The sequence below is a fragment of the Wolbachia endosymbiont (group B) of Dolichovespula media genome (genome assembly GCF_947179505.1).
Lineage (GTDB): Bacteria > Pseudomonadota > Alphaproteobacteria > Rickettsiales > Anaplasmataceae > Wolbachia.
The window spans coordinates 764,078-780,699 of the sequence record NZ_CAMXBR010000003.1; the positions used below are offsets into that span (position 1 = coordinate 764,078).

Sequence of the window (16,622 nt, forward strand, 5' to 3'; positions counted from 1 at the left end):
TAGAAGAATGTGCCCGGTAGGATTCGAACCTACGACCCACAGCTTAGAAGGCTGTTGCTCTATCCAACTGAGCTACGGGCACACATCATGTATAAAATGCTTCTTAGTACACGTGAAGTCAAGTATTTCTTGTGAATATAATGTTTGTGATAATATCTCAAAACTTTGTCAGTACAGCATGTAACGATAAAACTGAGAAAAAAGAAGCGTGGGTAATAGGAAGTCTAATAGCGCAGTAACACAGAACCCCAGGTCAGGCCTGCACCTATTGAAATCAGCAATATCAGATTTCCTGACTTTATTTTTGATTCTTGTACTGCATAGTCTAAGGCTAGTGGAATTGACGCTGCTGAGGTGTTTGCATGCTTATCAACTGTATTAATTACTTTTTCTATAGGAAAATCTAATTTCTTTACTACTGCTTCAATAATGCGAATGTTTGCTTGATGGGGAATTAACCAGTCAATATCAGTAATCTTCAAACTATTGCATTTTAGAGTTTCCTCTACTGAGGCTGTTAATTTCTCTACTGCATGTTTAAACACTTCTCTTCCATTCATAAGTATCTTTCCAGAATCACGAGTAGAGGATATTCCTCCGTTTGTACATAATAAGTCCACATTGCCATCAGAGTGTAAGTTTGTTGATATAATGCTACTGCTACTCATTTCTGATTTCATTATCACTGCACCAGCACCATCACCAAAGAGTACACAAGTTGACCTATCTTCCCAATCAACAATCCTAGACATTATTTCAGCACCAATAACAAGCGCGTATTTAATTCTATCGTTAGACTTTATAAGTGAATCAGCAACTGTAACTGCATATATAAAACCAGAGCATGCTGCCTGTACATCAAAAGCAAATGCGTTTTTACACTTTAATTTACTTTGTATAATCGTTGCACAGCTAGGAAAAGTTTTGTCAGGTGTTGTTGTTGCAACTATGATCAAACCAATTTCATCTATTGAAATTTTCGCTTTTTCTATAGCATTTTTCGCTGCATTAACAGCTAAATCTGACGTTAATTCTCCTTCATCTGCTATATGTCTTTGAACTATTCCTGTTCTTTGCCTTATCCATTCATCGTTTGTTTCAACTATCGATGCAATTTCGTTATTACTCAAAATTTTTTTTGGTAGGTAAGAACCAGTGCTCAATATGAAACTTTTATTTAATATGACTTACCCCGTTAATTATCTTCTGGTTCAAATTTTCACTGATTGCATTTACTGCAAATTTTATAGCGTGAGCAAAAGAAATAGCATCAGAATTTCCGTGGCTCTTTATAATGATACCATTTAGCCCTAAAAACATAGCTCCACTTCTAATTTTAGGATTAAAACGCTCTAATGCTTTATTTAGCTTGGGTTTCAACAATATGCCGACAAGCATTTTTGTCATCCATGAATTAAATACTTCCTGTTTTATTAGACTGATAAAAGTACCAGCAGTTGCCTCAGCTGTCTTGAGCATTACATTACCAACAAAACCATCAGCAACAATTACGTCTATATTACCATCTAAAAATTCACTTGCCTCTATATATCCTTTGAAGTTAATACTTGGAGCATTTTTGAGTAACTCAAAAGCTCCTCTTACTGAGTCAGTACCTTTCACTTCCTCTGTACCAATGTTTAGCAAAGCGACTTCAGGATTTTCAACTTTTAATGCTATTTTTGCAAATATACTCCCCATTAATGCAAATTGAAATAATGAGTCAGTATTACAGTCAACATTTGCACCAAGATCAAGCAATGCAAAGCTTTTTGTCTTAGTTGGACAGACAGATGCAATAGCAGGACGATAGATATTGGGTAATGTTCCTAAAATAAATCTGGAGATAGCCATCAATGCTCCAGTGTTGCCTGAAGACACCATCCCAAAAGCTTTACCTTTTTTCACTGCTTCAACAGCTGCCTTCATACTTGAATCTTTGCGATGTCTAAGTGCAAAAGAGGGTTTATCATTTGGAAGAACATTATCAGAGCAATGGGTAAATTCGGAGCTATCGCTTACTTTTTTGTATTTTGAAAGCAAAGGAGATATTTCTTTCTGATCTCCATAAATATGAAAAAAAACTTCAACACCTGGGTCAACAAGATTATCCAAGAAAAAACTAGCACCCTGAATTACGGAAAAAGGTGCAAAATCCCCTCCCATAGCATCAAGTGCGATAACTATGTTGTTGTTGACCGTGGGTAACATATCATGAGTTACTCCGCCTTTTGTTTAATGAAAACACGTTTTCCTTTGTAACTATTGTCAACTGCTATGTTGTGAGGCAACATGAATTCTCCAGTTGTTGCACATACCACAATATTCTTAGGCTTAATAGCATGATGAGAACGATGCATATTACGCCTTGATTTTGACTTTTTTCTCTTCGGAACTGCCAAAACTTACTCCAATTCAATTATATAACACAATTTATTAGTAGCATGTTTTTTACAAGAAGTAAATAGCGAAATAAGTAAGGTTTTCTTATACAATTCACTCTTATAAACTTAAACTCAAGCATTTTGATCAAAGTATATTGAACTTAAGACATATCTTGACTATACTCTGGCGAAGTTAATAAAAATTTTAATAAAATCAGTAAAACTAATTTTAGCTAAGATAAATGTAAAGTGAGTTCCTTTAATATAGACAGCGTTAGAATAATCGGTAGATGCTTTATCAACTTTCTGTTGAGGATTGGTAACGCATTTGTATTTTTTATTCAATCTCTATACCACTGCTTTATTCCTCCATATTATTTTAGCAATGTGGCAAGACAAATTATAGAGATAGGCTTTTTCTCTTTGCCAATTGTTGGGCTCACTGGAGTTTTTATAGGAGCAGTGATAGTTTTACAGAGTAGCTTAAGTGGTATATTGATTAATCAAGAACAAGTAGTACCTAAACTTGTTACGGTTACTATCATTAAAGAGTTAGGGCCAGTTTTGATCAGCTTAATAATGGTAGGAAAGGTTGGGTCCCCAATTGCAGCAGAAATTGGCACGATGCGCATCACTGAACAAATAGATGCACTTACAACTTTGGACATCAATCCTTTCAAATATTTAATTGTACCAAGAATTCTAGCGTCAGTTATAGTATTTCCAATACTTACAGTATGTGCAGATCTAATAGGAATATTTGGAGGGTATGTCACCGCAGTCTTTGAATTTAACCACAATTTAAATATATACATAAAATATACAGCTCAATTCTTTAATATGTACGATTTTATTGTTGGGCTAATGAAAGCGACTGCTTTTGGCGCCATAATTTCTGTTTCAAGTTGTTATTACGGTTACCATTGTAGGGAAGGTGCACGAGGAGTAGGTATTGCAACAACATCAACTGTTGTTATATCCTCTATATTGATAATTTTAGCAAATTACTTAATTACTTTAATACATGCATAGCCCCATAATATCAATATTGAATCTAAGCTTATCCTTTGATGATAGAACGATATTAAACAACATAACTTTCAATATATCGAAAGGAGAATCATTAGTCATACTTGGCGGCTCAGGAAGTGGTAAATCTGTATTAACAAAAATAATTATTGGATTACTGACACCAGACTCAGGGTCTATTAAAATAAATAGTAAAAGCAAAAATAAATTTGGAGTCTTATTTCAAAATTCCGCTTTGTTTGACTACGTTACAGTGTGGGAAAATATATCTTTTAATTATAAAAAACGCTTTAATATCAGCATAAAGGAGGCAAAACGCCTAGCAATCGAGAAGTTAAATGACGTTGGACTGGAAGAAAACATAGCAGAAATGTTTCCAGTAGAACTATCAGGTGGAATGAAGAAAAGAGTGGCACTTGCAAGAGCAATTGCACACAACCCAGAAATTATTGTATTGGATGAGCCAACTTCAGGATTAGACCCAATCATGTCAGATGTAGTAAACGAGATAATAATAAAATTATCTCAAGATCTTCGTCCTACAATTATCACGATTACACATGATATTCATAGTGCATTTAAAATAGCTGACAAAATAGCAGTATTATATGAAGGGGAGATCATTTTTCACGGAACTGTTCAGGAAATACAAAATACTAACAACGAATATATAAAAAAGTTCATTTATTGTATATAGCTACAGGTTTACAAACGATATTGTGGATGCTGTAACTAGCCTAACTTGAGATATCGACAACCTTCGGTCTGTTACTAGTGTAGTGCTACGGTGGTATAGTGTGTTAGCTATAAAACAGCGCATTAAATATAGATAAAGTAACTTGTATCAATTTTTATTATCATGCCAATTCCAACTGAAGAAATTTATTGAATTTATTACTTCACGCTAAAATAATATACTTTACTATTCAACAGCAATTACAACTGATGATTTTATTTCATTCCACTACCTGCTGACTTACTTTCTGCTTAGCATATCCATCAAATCAGATTCTTTGAGTTTACTATGGTCAACTTTACTGAACTTATTCACCATAGAGCTCATTTGATTATACTGCTTAATTAGAAGATTAACGTCAATTACACTTGTTCCGGACCCCTTAGAAATTCTAAGTCTTCTTTTGCCATTTAAAATATCTGGATTTTGCCTTTCTTTTTCGGTCATTGAGTTTATGATGGCTATATATTTTTTCACTTTATTGTCGTCTGGCACACTGCTACTTAGCTTTTTTGTGAATGAACTAGGGATGAATTTCATTATGTTGCTAATGCCATCCATTTTACTCAGAGTTTTTAACATTCCCACTAGGTCGTTTAGGTCGAATTTACCCTTTTTTACTTTTTTTTGTAACTTATCAATTTCTTCCTGACCAACAATCTCAGCAGCTTTTTCAACCAATGATACAACATCACCCATGCTAAGTATCCTTTTTGCAATTCTATCGGGATAAAAATCATCGAGGTCACTTAATTTTTCACCACAAGCAATAAATTTAATTGGACAATCGGTGATCATTTTCATAGAAAGAGCAGCACCACCACGTGCATCACCATCAACACGGGTGAGAATAATGCCGGTTACACCTATTACCTCATTGAATGATTTGGCAATGTTGACCGCATCCTGGCCTATCATTGCGTCGGCTACTAAAATAACTTCTGCAGGTGAAGCTATTTCCTTTACGGCTTTCAACTCATTCATCATATTATTGTCAATATGAAGCCTGCCTGCGGTGTCTAGTATTAATACATCATAATTATCGTTCTTTGCTGCTGCCAGTGCCCTTTTTGTAATTGCAATAGGCTCCTCATTTATTACTATAGATAAAGTTTGTACGTCTATCTGTTTACCCAGCACCTCAAGTTGTTTCTGGGCAGCCGGCCTATAAATGTCTAAAGAGGCAAGCATCACTTTTTTCTTTTGCTTTTTTAGCTTTAAAGCAAGCTTTCCTGAGGTAGTTGTTTTACCTGCACCTTGTAAGCCCACCATCATAATCACAGCAGGGGGTTTAACTGCTAGATTTAAGTCACTTTTCTCTGATCCGAGAACTGCAACTAAATTATCCTGCACAATTTTAATTATCATTTGTGCTGGAGAAACACTTTTTATGACTTTTTCCCCAATCACTTTATCTTTAATGTCGTTGATGAATTTTTTTGCAACTTCAAGTGAAACGTCAGCTTCAATTAAAGCTATACGTATTTCACGCATGGCAAGATTAAAATCATCTTCAGAAATGATCGACTTTCCTCTCAGTTTACTAAATACAGAATTTAAACTTTCAGTTAACGATTTAAACATAATAGCATTAGTAGAATACTCATTAAAAAGAGAGAAGAAGCTGAAACAAAACTTACTGAGTTATAACTTAGCACTTCTTTAAGTTTAGTAATATTATTAAAGTATAAATTAGTAAGTGAATTAGTCAAGTTTTGCAGTACGTTGGCAGACATTTCTCTCACTTTAAAGACCAATTGATTGAACAACAAGATAATATAGGATATGAAAATTCTAAAAATCCAATCAACATCCATTTTAAAATTTACTCTCGGGTAAAATAACTTGCGTAAAGGAATAAACAATAAAGTGGTACATAGTAATAAATTAAATTGCGACAAAACATTTTTTGTGTTGTACACAAAATCGAAAATCGAAGGTTTATTGTAAATAGGTAAGTAAGGATTGCCAGCGATTACGCATATAAATGCTAAAATAATCATAGTCATTTTGCTTCCCCTCTCTGCTAAAGGTTTTGACTTACTTTTTGCAATAAATAAGTAATAAAGAAACTTTAGCCCCAAGCTTAAATGAAGCAGCAAATTTAGAAGCTTATATAAATTTTTATACCCTTTTAAGGCAACAGTGTTCATTTCAATTTCAGCTGTGATATATGATTTACTGATAAATCCAACGGTTCCAGGAAATGCAGCCATTGTAAGTATTGCGATTATAGCACACATGCCTTCCACTGACATCAGTTTACCCACTCCATTAAAACTAATTGTTTTTGTTTGTAAAATAATCGAATTACTGACCACAAACAATAATGATTGATAAACAAGAGAGAAGATTATATGCAGTATCAAAATTGGTATTGCTTTTTCCGAAGGACTGAGCAAACTTCCTGCAATAATCAGCAAGCCCATTTGTCCTACAACATTATAGCATAAAAATCTGCGAATATTTTGCTCAAGAGAAGCAAATATAATGCTGTAAATTGCAGTGATGGCGCCTACAAGCGCTAATATTTCAGTACAATCTTGCCATAGGTTATAAGTGTGTAAAAGCATCACTAAAAAAGAGACTTTAGTGGTAAATAAAGAGAGATATGTGGTGCCATGTAGCGATGCAGCAGGATATGCATCAACAATCCAAAACGAAAAAGGAAAACAAGCGCAGTTTATCAATAAACCCAAAATTATCAGGTTAGTGCTTTGAAGTGCCAATCCTACTATTAATATAACTCCAACGAAAAAGTGTACACAAGCGTACCTTATTGCAGGTCCACTATCTCTACAGCCAGATGCGATAGTAAAAAATGCACTGACAGTCATTAATTCACAGAATATTATAACCAATATCATATGTTCAGATAAAACTGCATAAAGTGAACTAATAGTGTAAGCAGCAAAAGATAGCATCTCTGAAAAAGTCAAATTTTGTACTGGTAGAACAGCTAAAAATGCAACTGATAAAAAAGATATTAGTACGATACGAAAAGATAAATCAAAATTTAGAACTGGATGAGAGCAATTCAGTGTAGTACCTAAATTTTCAGGTAATATTAGGACTATCACTATTAATGTAGTCAATAGAAATAGCAATAAAAATTTATAAAGTTGCACAATGATGTAAAACAGTATGGTTTATGCTACCTCAACATACAAATAAAATCAATTTGCATATTAACCACTAGTTAAGCTAATTACCATATAATTATATCAGGGTTTAGAAGGTTATAGAGAAACCGGTCAGATTAGGTTTTTAATCTAATCTGACCGATAGCTTTAATAGTGAGGTAAGCTTTAATATAGCACTCCTAATTCACAGTGCTACACTCGTGCATAATTTATTTTTAATTTGTGCACGAGCGTTAGTAAATTATTTACTTTTTGAAATAAAGTTTGGCATCACTTTAATATCTAGAACTTCATTAAGTCTGTCAGTTGAGAGTTATTTACTCGCTTTCTCTTCAGTATTTGCATAAATATAATGGATCTGCCAGTTTTTAATGCACTCATTCGACTTTTATGCTCTTCGCAATATCTGATTCTATTAAAGAATTCTTCGTTAATTTAGTTTTTTATGTTTTTTGGATAATGATATAGATAGGTTCCGCTAACACGTAGTGGAATATTAAATTGTTTATCTATAGATCCCTGTATCAAGCACTGTAATGACGGCATTCGAGTAGAGATAATGGAACCAAGAGAGCTCTGAGTAGCTGTATAATGAAAATTAGATTATATAAAAACCTCTGACAACATATTCTGTGTTATATCATTGTCCATAACTGTGTAATCAATATTATATTTATCGAATTCATTGCGCATCCTAGTTAAATGTCCTTTATCATGATCCAAAAGAACACTTACGTAGCTCAAGCTATCATTAAAAAGATCATTATAAATTACTGGAAATTGAACTGTGTAGGATGTTGTACACTCATCTTGACCGTTATTATCTTTACAAAGGGACATTTTTCCTGTTTTGCCAGTATCATCTTTAGTAGAAATAAGAAATTTCATACCTACGTCTTCGTTTTTTGCTATAAACTCCTTACACTTTCTACTTTTTGCAGAACATGGTCCTATAGCTATAGAGTAGCTTTCTTTTGGAAGTGTGAATATTAACTGATGTGTCATAATACTACCTTAATAAAAATCATTATTGTAGTATAGATTTATTAATAAATAATATACATTATGGTATAATTAGTACAAAATAGGTTTAACCAATCTCAGTAGGACTGCCAGTTGGACCCATAAGAATTATTTGTTCACCTTTTTTAAAACATTTACATAAATTAGTGGAACCGCCAGTTTCAAGCACAATAGTGGAAATAAATCCTTTTTTTTTGTCTACTTCAGTGCCGGTTACTGCTATACCTTCCATAGCAAGGTTTGTATTATTGGCTTTTCTACTATTGGTTTCAAAATTTTGCAACCTAAAGAATTGTCCAGGTTTAAAATTCTTTGCCGCAAGTGGTGCTTTGATCACTATTTCCACAACTTTGTTTGTTAAATATTGAACTTTTATAACCTTTGCAGTGAATTGCTCTTTGATTTTATTGAAAAATTCTTTGTTAGCTAGGTGTTCTGATATTATTCCAGCGCGTGACGCTTTAGCGTGCAAATGCTGCAATTTGTAGGTAATTCGCATAGCAGGTGGTGTCGTGCAAATAGCTGACACTGGAATCCAGTTCTGACTATACAACCATCTGGTGTACTCATTCAAAATTAAGTTTTCTGGATTCCAGTGTCTGGGCACTGGAATGACATCTTTTTTGGTGAAAGTTACTCTTATATTACAACATTCATACAATTGTGCATGTGACTCCGAGATTCTAGCCGGAGTGACATAAATGAAGCTATTAACTCTATTCAAAAGCTGAGAAATGATAGGGTAACCATTCTTAGCGCTTGCCATAGCTTTGACTACACTGCCGCTATACGAGGGATGAAGATCACCAAAAAAGCTAATTGTTTTATTGCCTTCCTTATATACTAATATTCTATCTTTATCTCGCATCTTAGGAGAAAAGATAGGATCTATTTCTTTTCCCGATGAATTCAAATGAGTAAAATATCCGTTATTTAATTTAAGATGCTTTTTATCTTCTGTTGCAATAACTGTATTTGGTTCAGTACCTGCTGCTATAAAAATAGAACGTGCTTTTATATGCTTGATTTCATCAGATTTTGTGTCTATTAGTTTTATTGATTCAGCGTGGTTATATTTATCTATTACAACTTCAATCGGCTCTAAGTTTTCAATAAAGTAAATCCCTTCTGATAGTGCATTTTGCACCTCTTCGCTATTTAATCGATAACTTGGTGAATCTTTTAGCTCTTTTCTATATACAATTTTCACTCCCCCTAGACTTTGCATTAGTTCCAATATTTTTGCTTCTCTATTCTCTTTTTTTGCTGATTCTTGCTCTTTTCGGATCAATTGTGCATGCGATATCAGCTCATTTGCAAGTTCATATTCCTCTTCTTTCCAATCTTTTTCGACATATTTCTTTCCATACTTATCAACCAATATTTCATAACGAAGAAGAAATTTTTCTACTTGAATCGGATAGTAAGCTAAAACTTCAGTAGCAGTATCAATTGCAGTGAGTCCTGCACCTATGACAACTATCGGCATACGAACTTGCAGATTTGCTATAGAATCAAATTTAAGAGCGCCAGTCAGTTGTAACGACATAAGAAAGTCAGATGCCATGCGCACTCCACGGGCTAGTATGTTTTTTATTTTGATCATTCGTGGCTTACCAGAGCCAAGTGCCAAGGCAATGTGATCAAAACCCAAGTTAAATGCGTCATCAACAGTTATCGTGCTGCCAAAACGAATGCCTCCATAAAGTGCAAAATTCTCACGTCTTTCCAGCAGTAATCTAATAATCTTTAAGTAATTTTTATCCCACCTAGAAGTAATGCCGTATTCTGACACTCCACCAAACCCATCTGCCGTGCGTTCACTCAATTTTTCGTGTTCAAAACCTTTAATTAGCTGTAAATTATCGATCAAAGTTTCAATCTTTAGTCCGTCAATGGCGATAACGTTATGCCCATCGTTTAATAAATGATGAGCTAAATTAAAACCCGCAGGACCAAGGCCTACAACTAGGACGTTTTTTCCAGTGTTTCCTTTTGGCAATGGACGCTTAAAATTTAAAGGATTCCAACGGCTAAGCAGAGAATATATTTCAAATCCATACGGTAAACTAAGCACATCATCTAGAATCCTTGTTTCAATTGCTGGCACATTTACGGGTTCTTGTTTTTGATATATGCACGAATTCATGCAGTCATTGCATATTCTGTGTCCAGTAGCCGCACATAATGGGTTATCTATCATCACAATTGCAAGACTTGCTATGCTATATCCTTCGCTTTTTACCAGATTCATTTCTGATATTTTCTGCTCTAGTGGGCAGCCGTGCAGCTCAACTCTAAGTGGAGACTTTTTGAAAGTGTTGTCATCATTGATTAGCCCCTTTGAGCAGCTGTCCTTACTTTGCTTATGACAAAATATGCAGTAGTGAGCATTATCTAGTGCTTTATTCAAACTCACCTTTTTGCTTGTTAGATCAAAACCATATCTTCTTTTCACCTCATTTGAATACAGAACCTCAACCTCATCTACTTCTTTTTTCAAGAATGATACGAGATTTTCGTAATCAATTTTCTTATGTATGCTAAATAGTATACTCTGTTTATTTTTCACTCTCCAAACTGCATATTGAGCCGCAAGTTCTATTTCTTCTTTGTGATCCTCTTTATTTTCAAGCCAACTCATTACCTGCTCAGAAAAGTTTTTTTCTGTTGTCGGTAAAGTAATGAAACTATTTAATTTGTTAGTGACATAATCAATATTTGCTACATCAGTGTATTTCTTCAATGCATAACGCTGAACAAATAATCTTTTGCATCTGTATATTACAGCAAAGTCATTGTGTTTTTCCTTTAACTCTTCTACTTCTTTTTCAATATTGAAAAATTTTGCAATAAATTCATCAAGTAAATGTGAGAGATCCATTATTAACTGGCTATTACAACCATCTTTCATCCAAGCTGGAATCCATCCTTTTTGTTTTCTGGATCCCAGTGTCAAGCACTGGGATGAACACTGGGATGACATCGAAGAAGAAGCTGCTTTTTCTCTTGCTTCAACTAATGAATAAAACAAGCTTTCATCGCACGATTTTATGTAATCCAAAAACGCCTTATCTAACTTTATTAATTCACTACGAGTGTATAAGTTTGAAAATGAGATTTTGAAATTCAGTTGCATCTTTATACTATACAGTGTACATACTGTTTCTTATAGATGAAGATTTTATTTATCTTGCAGTTTTGCTAAGATTGTTGCTCCTGCAACCTCTTCTTTTCCAACAGATGCAACACACTTAAATTTGTATACACCTAAACGCAAACCTTCAAAGTTAGATTGAAGAATTAAGGTATCTCCTGGAGTGACTGGCTTTCTGAATTTTGCGTTTTCAATGGACATAAAGTATACAACTTTATTTTCTACTATTTTTTTACCGAGAACACATATAGCAGATGCCTGAGCTAAAGACTCAATTATCAAAACTCCTGGCATTATCGGATGGCCAGGAAAATGACCAATAAAAAATTGCTCGTTGAAAGTAACATTTTTGATTGCTTTTATACTTTTACCAGGTTCGCATTCTATAACCCTATCTACTAAGAGAAAAGGATAAGAATGTGGTAGTATTTTTATAATATTATTGATATTACATTGCATAAGCCTACTCAATGCTTTGCAAAGCAAATTCAGGTATTTCCTTGTTTACATTTTTTAATACCACATCCGATAAATCGACTTCATCCATGGAGTATAAAACTTGATTCTTTTTTGAAATAAATAGTACTAAATCTATATTGTTTTTTTCTGCCGTTCTTTTAGCAACTTCTTTTATCTTGTTAAAGACACTTTCTACTGCTTCTCGATAATTTTCTTCTAAATGTGACATTTTCTTGGCGTAATTATCCCTAACGCTTACAGTATGCTTACTAAATTGTTCCGTCTTTTCTTTTTTTGCTTCTTCTGACAAAAGGTCAAATTCTTCTTTCGATGGCTTAAATTTTTCCAACTCATTTTCAAATTCTTGCTGTAATCTAGAATTCTGCTCCTTTATTTGTTGTTGTATATTTTGCAGAGCCAGAGATTCATTGATAACTTTGTCACTATCAATAATGGCAGCCTTTGTATTAATCGCGCTCTGAGGTTGATACCCTACAAACTTATACCCCACAAATAAGGAAATAATTAAGGCAATAACTGATGTAAATAACTGTATATATTTCATTTAAATCCCCGCTTCAATAGAAATTTTAACGTTTGTCGATGGTATTATGTCATAAGCTTCCTTTACTAAAGGAAATCCAAAATCTAATCTCAGCCTACCAAAAGGAGAAGGCATTGAAAAGCCAAAACCTGGTGATACTCTTATAAGCTTACTATCGTAATATTTCCCACTATATCCCTTCTTTTCATCTAAACCAAAAAGTGTTGCATAGTCAACAAATAGTGAGCCTTTGATACCAGCATAGTCGTATAGTTTAGATAGTGGAAAATCTACTTGCTGTGTTAAATTAAAATAAGTTTTGCCTCCCAATGAGCTTTTATTTTTGTCTTCTGCTCTTGGTCCAATGCCGGAAAGGTCAAATCCTCTAATCTCATTGCCACCTTTAAAGAAGTGCTGGCCAATGTTGAGCTCTTTATTAGTATAGGAAAAAATATGACCTGCTGCTACTTTAAAGCGCAATGTTATATCATCATCAATTTTGCTTAATATAGGGTGTGTATAAAAAGATAAGAATTCAGATTTTAGGAAATTTACATTTCCCCATAATCCTGAAATATCCTGACTTAAACGCAATAAATATCCCTCTTTAGGAGTATAGAGGTTATCCAGTTTATTGTACGCTAACGTGTATCCCACTGATGAAACCTGATACTCACCTTCTTGATCTCTTATTATCTCAGAGATATCCTCATCTTTTCCACCCTTATTGTCCATGTGTATGTGATTATACTTATAAGAATATTGAAAGGAATTGGTTAGATTTTCTGAGATTTTATATGATACTTTTGCTATTCCTCCCCAGTTGCAGGTATCGAAAGTAGTGTTTGGTTTGTCTTGTTTTTCATAAAAAATACTCATGCCTAGTGAAGTATCAGAATCGTTAAAATTATTTTCAACAGCGTCTATACTAGTAGAAAGAACATATTGACTTTTTTCAAGAGCAAAAGATACCTCTTTACCACTACCAAATAAATTACGATCTGTGAAATCGGTTTTAACAAATACTCCACCAGGAAGGGACATGCCACCTGTTAAAGATAACGAGGCAGTTCTTTTTTCTTTGACATTTAAATCAAGATTTACTGCATTTTCATCCACTATATAACTATTTATTTTTACTGTTTCAAAAAAATCGCTATATATAAGTTTTCTACGTGATTTTTGAATGTCAGATGTGTTATATGCGTCGCCTTCTGCTATGCTAAGTTTTCTTCTAATTACTTTATCTAAAGTGCGGTCATTACCATCAATAGTAATTTGGTTTATATAAATCTTTTTACCTGGTAGCACTTTGTAAGTTACATCCACAATATTGTTATGTTGTGTATATTCTGGATTAACTTTTGCAAATATATATCCTTTTTCGTTTAAATGTTTACTTATTTTTTCTGCTGTATTGTTAATTTTAACTCTATTAAATATTTGATTATTTTCCTCTTTGATAAATTCTAATATTTCTTCCCTTAAACTTAAATCCTGAATCTCAGTTTCAATATCAACTTCATTATTTCCAAATAAGTATTGCTGCTTTTCATCAATCAAAAAAGTTAACTCTATTTGGTTGTTATTATCAACCTCAACAATTGGTTGGATATTATTTTGAATATACCCCTTAGATGAATAGAAGCGATCAAGCAGTTCTGTGTTAATCAGTAGATATTGAGGTGAATAATGAGTTCCGCTTTTAAAAATGGCTCTAAATAACTTACTAAATATATCATTGCTATGCCTTTTGATAACTTGCTCTAGCTCATTTGCTGAAAAGTTTTTATTACCTATGAATCGTAAACCCTTAATTTTAGACGTTCTTCCTTCTTTTATCTTAAAAATTAGGTTTATCCTATTGCTACCAAGTTTATCTAGCTCATATGCAATTTTAACACCAATTTTACCACTGTTCCTATAAAGAGTAGCTAGATTTATTAAATCGTTTTGTAATTTTGTTTCAGTGAAAATAGTTAGTGATTTTGACTGGATAACGTTATTTAGCAACTCTTTACTGTTAAATAACTTATTGCCTTTCAATATTACTTTGTTAATCAATGGGTTCTCATGAATTTTTACTACTAAGTTTTTTTCATCATCGATATAGGCGTTAATACTAGCAAATAACTTTGTTTTGTATAAATCTTTTATAACTGAATCTACATCATCATCATTTATATGACTACCTGGTTCTAATTTTGTATAAAACCTTATTGTTTGATCACTTACTCGCTCATTGCCAATATACTTAATATTTTTTATCTGTACTTTTTCTTTATTTTCTAGAGCAACAAGTAGAGTGGGAAAAGAAATAAGTATTATTATTAGTATGTGAAATAACTTTTTCATATGTATCTTAAAAAAGATGCCTAATATCATTTGTGATTGCAACTGCCATCAACAAAAACAATATGGTAGCACCGAAAGTGACTGCATATTTTTGATATTTCAAACTCAAATCTCTACGTATAACTGCTTCTATAATATAATGAAATAAATGCCCACCATCTAGTAGTGGTATTGGCAGCAAGTTAATTGCAGCTAAATTAGCTGAAATAATTGCCATAAAATATAGAACCATCATAAGTCCCTTTTTAGCTGATTGCCCTGAATATTTTGCAATTTTTATTGGCCCACCTATTTCATTTATACTCCTTTTACCAACAACAATTTGAAAGAGTGCTTTGATTGTTAAACACATAGTGTGGTAGGTTTCATTCACTGATAGGCTAGCAGCTCCAAGAAAAGATGACTGTTTTAACCCTATCATATTAATTGAGGTAATTCCTATAGTTTTTCTTTCTATTATGTTACCAAAGACATCTCTATCCTCAACTGTAAACGGAGTTAGAATAGTTCTGTACTCTTTGTTATTTCTGCTATACTTAATTTCTATTCTTGTTTCAGGGTTGGACATTATCACGCGTGAAATATCTTCAAAGTATTTTATTTTGTACTCATTGATCTGTGTAATAGTGTCACCTGGTAATAGGCCAGCTTGCTTTGCTGCACTTTCTTCAATTACATTACCAATTACTGGTGGAGTACGATAATAACCTGCCACGCTGAAAAATATTGTGAAAGCTATAACGGTAAATATCATGTTTGCAAAAGGCCCTGCAAAAACTATTGCTGCTTTTTGATATCGAGGTTTTGTATGGAATGAGTATAATTTTTCTTCTTCAGTTAATTTTTGTTGATCAACAGGAACGCTTGCTGCATTAGTATCCCCTAACATTTTAACGTAGCCACCCAATGGAAAGGCACTTAATTTCCATCTAGTTCCAGACTTGTCGTTAAAACCAAAAATTTCAGGACCAAAGCCTATAGAAAAAGATTCAACTTTAACCTTGCATGCTTTAGCGACAATATAATGCCCACATTCATGCACGAATACTATGATAGAAATTATTAAAGAAAACGATAAAAAATAATATATTCCAGCGCTAAGTTGATGAGAAATTAATTCCACCTATGTTTTAAATCTTAATCAAACATTGAGTATATTAAAATGCGCCTTGCTTGACAAGTATTTAGTTTAGTCTTTAAATTAAAAAAAAGTTTAATGACAATGATAGATATCTCCTTATTAAGAAGAAAACTGATGTATAGGAGTTGGCATAGGGGTTGTAAAGAAACTGATATACTTTTAGGGCATTTTGCATTGAAATATCTTGATAAATTTTCCTTAAGTGAACTAATTGAATACGAAAAAATAGTTGATCTTGATGATTACGAATTATATTGTTACATAACTCGTAAGAAACTTCTCCCCCCTGATTTGAGTAGTGAGGTAGTCGATTTGATTGCTTGCTTTAATCACTTATGCACCCAATAATCTTGTTTACCCTATCTAATACTTCAGCATATTCTACTCTTTTTTCCTCCCTATACTTTTTGCATTCTTGATTTATTTCGTCTAATCGCTTTGTTAATTCTAAAATTTTGTCTTCGAGAGTCAATGCTGCAAGTAAGAAATTTAATGCATCTGAGCCCTTACCTCCAGTTCTTTGAGATATGGAGCTAACTAGCTTGTTGAAGCTATTAGCAAGTTGTAATAAATGGTCCTTCTTTTTACTTTCGCAAGATATTTTATATGTGTTATTACGTATAACTATTTCTACTACTTGCATATGATGCT

At 33.3% G+C, this 16,622-nt stretch carries 15 protein-coding genes and 1 tRNA gene; 3 read left to right on the forward strand and 13 right to left on the reverse strand.

Annotated elements, in window-relative coordinates; all coding sequences use genetic code 11:
* Positions 1–8 precede the first annotated feature (8 nt).
* From OM967_RS06315 to rpmF, 4 genes are all read right to left on the reverse strand, one after another.
* A tRNA-Arg gene (locus OM967_RS06315) sits at positions 9–82 on the reverse strand.
* Between the two features lie 142 nt (positions 83–224).
* Positions 225–1,184, reverse strand: a complete 960-nt coding sequence (locus OM967_RS06320) for a beta-ketoacyl-ACP synthase III (RefSeq protein WP_211908754.1) — start codon at positions 1,182–1,184, stop codon at positions 225–227.
* Complete coding sequence (plsX, locus tag OM967_RS06325; protein WP_211907700.1) at positions 1,174–2,211, reverse strand: phosphate acyltransferase PlsX; 1,038 nt, start codon at positions 2,209–2,211, stop codon at positions 1,174–1,176. The genes OM967_RS06320 and plsX overlap by 11 nt, the downstream gene beginning before the upstream one ends.
* 8 nt (positions 2,212–2,219) lie before the next feature.
* On the reverse strand, positions 2,220–2,402 hold the full coding sequence (gene rpmF, locus OM967_RS06330; protein WP_006014434.1) for a 50S ribosomal protein L32: 183 nt from the start codon (positions 2,400–2,402) through the stop codon (positions 2,220–2,222).
* A 231-nt stretch (positions 2,403–2,633) separates the two neighbouring features.
* Between rpmF and OM967_RS06335 the strand changes: the two genes are divergently transcribed.
* Together OM967_RS06335 and OM967_RS06340 are read left to right on the forward strand one after the other, a co-directional pair.
* Positions 2,634–3,416 carry an MlaE family ABC transporter permease gene (locus OM967_RS06335; protein ID WP_264337804.1) on the forward strand — a complete coding sequence of 261 codons (783 nt, stop codon included), beginning with the start codon at positions 2,634–2,636 and terminating at the stop codon, positions 3,414–3,416.
* Positions 3,409–4,110 (forward strand): ABC transporter ATP-binding protein, encoded by a 702-nt coding sequence (locus OM967_RS06340; RefSeq protein WP_211907702.1) that lies wholly within the window; start codon positions 3,409–3,411, stop codon positions 4,108–4,110. The genes OM967_RS06335 and OM967_RS06340 overlap by 8 nt, the downstream gene beginning before the upstream one ends.
* 279 nt (positions 4,111–4,389) lie before the next feature.
* Here the strand turns inward: OM967_RS06340 and ffh are convergent, their stop codons facing one another.
* The 8 genes from ffh to rseP form a co-directional block, all read right to left on the reverse strand.
* Positions 4,390–5,733 (reverse strand): signal recognition particle protein, encoded by a 1,344-nt coding sequence (ffh, locus tag OM967_RS06345; RefSeq protein ID WP_264337805.1) that lies wholly within the window; start codon positions 5,731–5,733, stop codon positions 4,390–4,392.
* Positions 5,718–7,277, reverse strand: a complete 1,560-nt coding sequence (locus OM967_RS06350) for a proton-conducting transporter transmembrane domain-containing protein (protein ID WP_211907704.1) — start codon at positions 7,275–7,277, stop codon at positions 5,718–5,720. Before OM967_RS06350 ends, ffh begins: the two co-directional genes overlap by 16 nt.
* A gap of 618 nt (positions 7,278–7,895) precedes the next feature.
* Positions 7,896–8,297 (reverse strand): hypothetical protein, encoded by a 402-nt coding sequence (locus tag OM967_RS06355; RefSeq protein ID WP_211907705.1) that lies wholly within the window; start codon positions 8,295–8,297, stop codon positions 7,896–7,898.
* An 85-nt stretch (positions 8,298–8,382) separates the two neighbouring features.
* Positions 8,383–11,454: a WPE palindromic element domain-containing protein gene (locus OM967_RS06360; protein ID WP_264337806.1), complete on the reverse strand. Its 3,072-nt coding sequence runs from the start codon at positions 11,452–11,454 to the stop codon at positions 8,383–8,385.
* Positions 11,455–11,499: 45 nt separating this feature from the next.
* Entirely contained in the window at positions 11,500–11,931 is a 432-nt protein-coding gene (gene fabZ / locus OM967_RS06365) for a 3-hydroxyacyl-ACP dehydratase FabZ (protein WP_211907707.1), read from the reverse strand.
* A gap of 4 nt (positions 11,932–11,935) precedes the next feature.
* Positions 11,936–12,496, reverse strand: a complete 561-nt coding sequence (locus OM967_RS06370; RefSeq protein WP_211907708.1) for an OmpH family outer membrane protein — start codon at positions 12,494–12,496, stop codon at positions 11,936–11,938.
* A complete protein-coding gene (gene bamA, locus OM967_RS06375) occupies positions 12,497–14,830 on the reverse strand; it encodes an outer membrane protein assembly factor BamA (protein ID WP_264337807.1) in 2,334 nt (777 codons plus the stop codon).
* A 7-nt stretch (positions 14,831–14,837) separates the two neighbouring features.
* Entirely contained in the window at positions 14,838–15,953 is a 1,116-nt protein-coding gene (gene rseP, locus OM967_RS06380; protein ID WP_250120231.1) for an RIP metalloprotease RseP, read from the reverse strand.
* A gap of 99 nt (positions 15,954–16,052) precedes the next feature.
* On the opposite strand from rseP, the gene OM967_RS06385 reads away from it, so the two are divergent.
* Complete coding sequence (locus OM967_RS06385) at positions 16,053–16,319, forward strand: FAD assembly factor SdhE (protein WP_211908755.1); 267 nt, start codon at positions 16,053–16,055, stop codon at positions 16,317–16,319.
* Here OM967_RS06385 and OM967_RS06390 read toward each other — a convergent pair.
* Complete coding sequence (locus tag OM967_RS06390; protein WP_214249966.1) at positions 16,297–16,614, reverse strand: cell division protein ZapA; 318 nt, start codon at positions 16,612–16,614, stop codon at positions 16,297–16,299. The genes OM967_RS06385 and OM967_RS06390 overlap by 23 nt on opposite strands.
* Between the last annotated feature and the right edge of the window lie 8 nt (positions 16,615–16,622).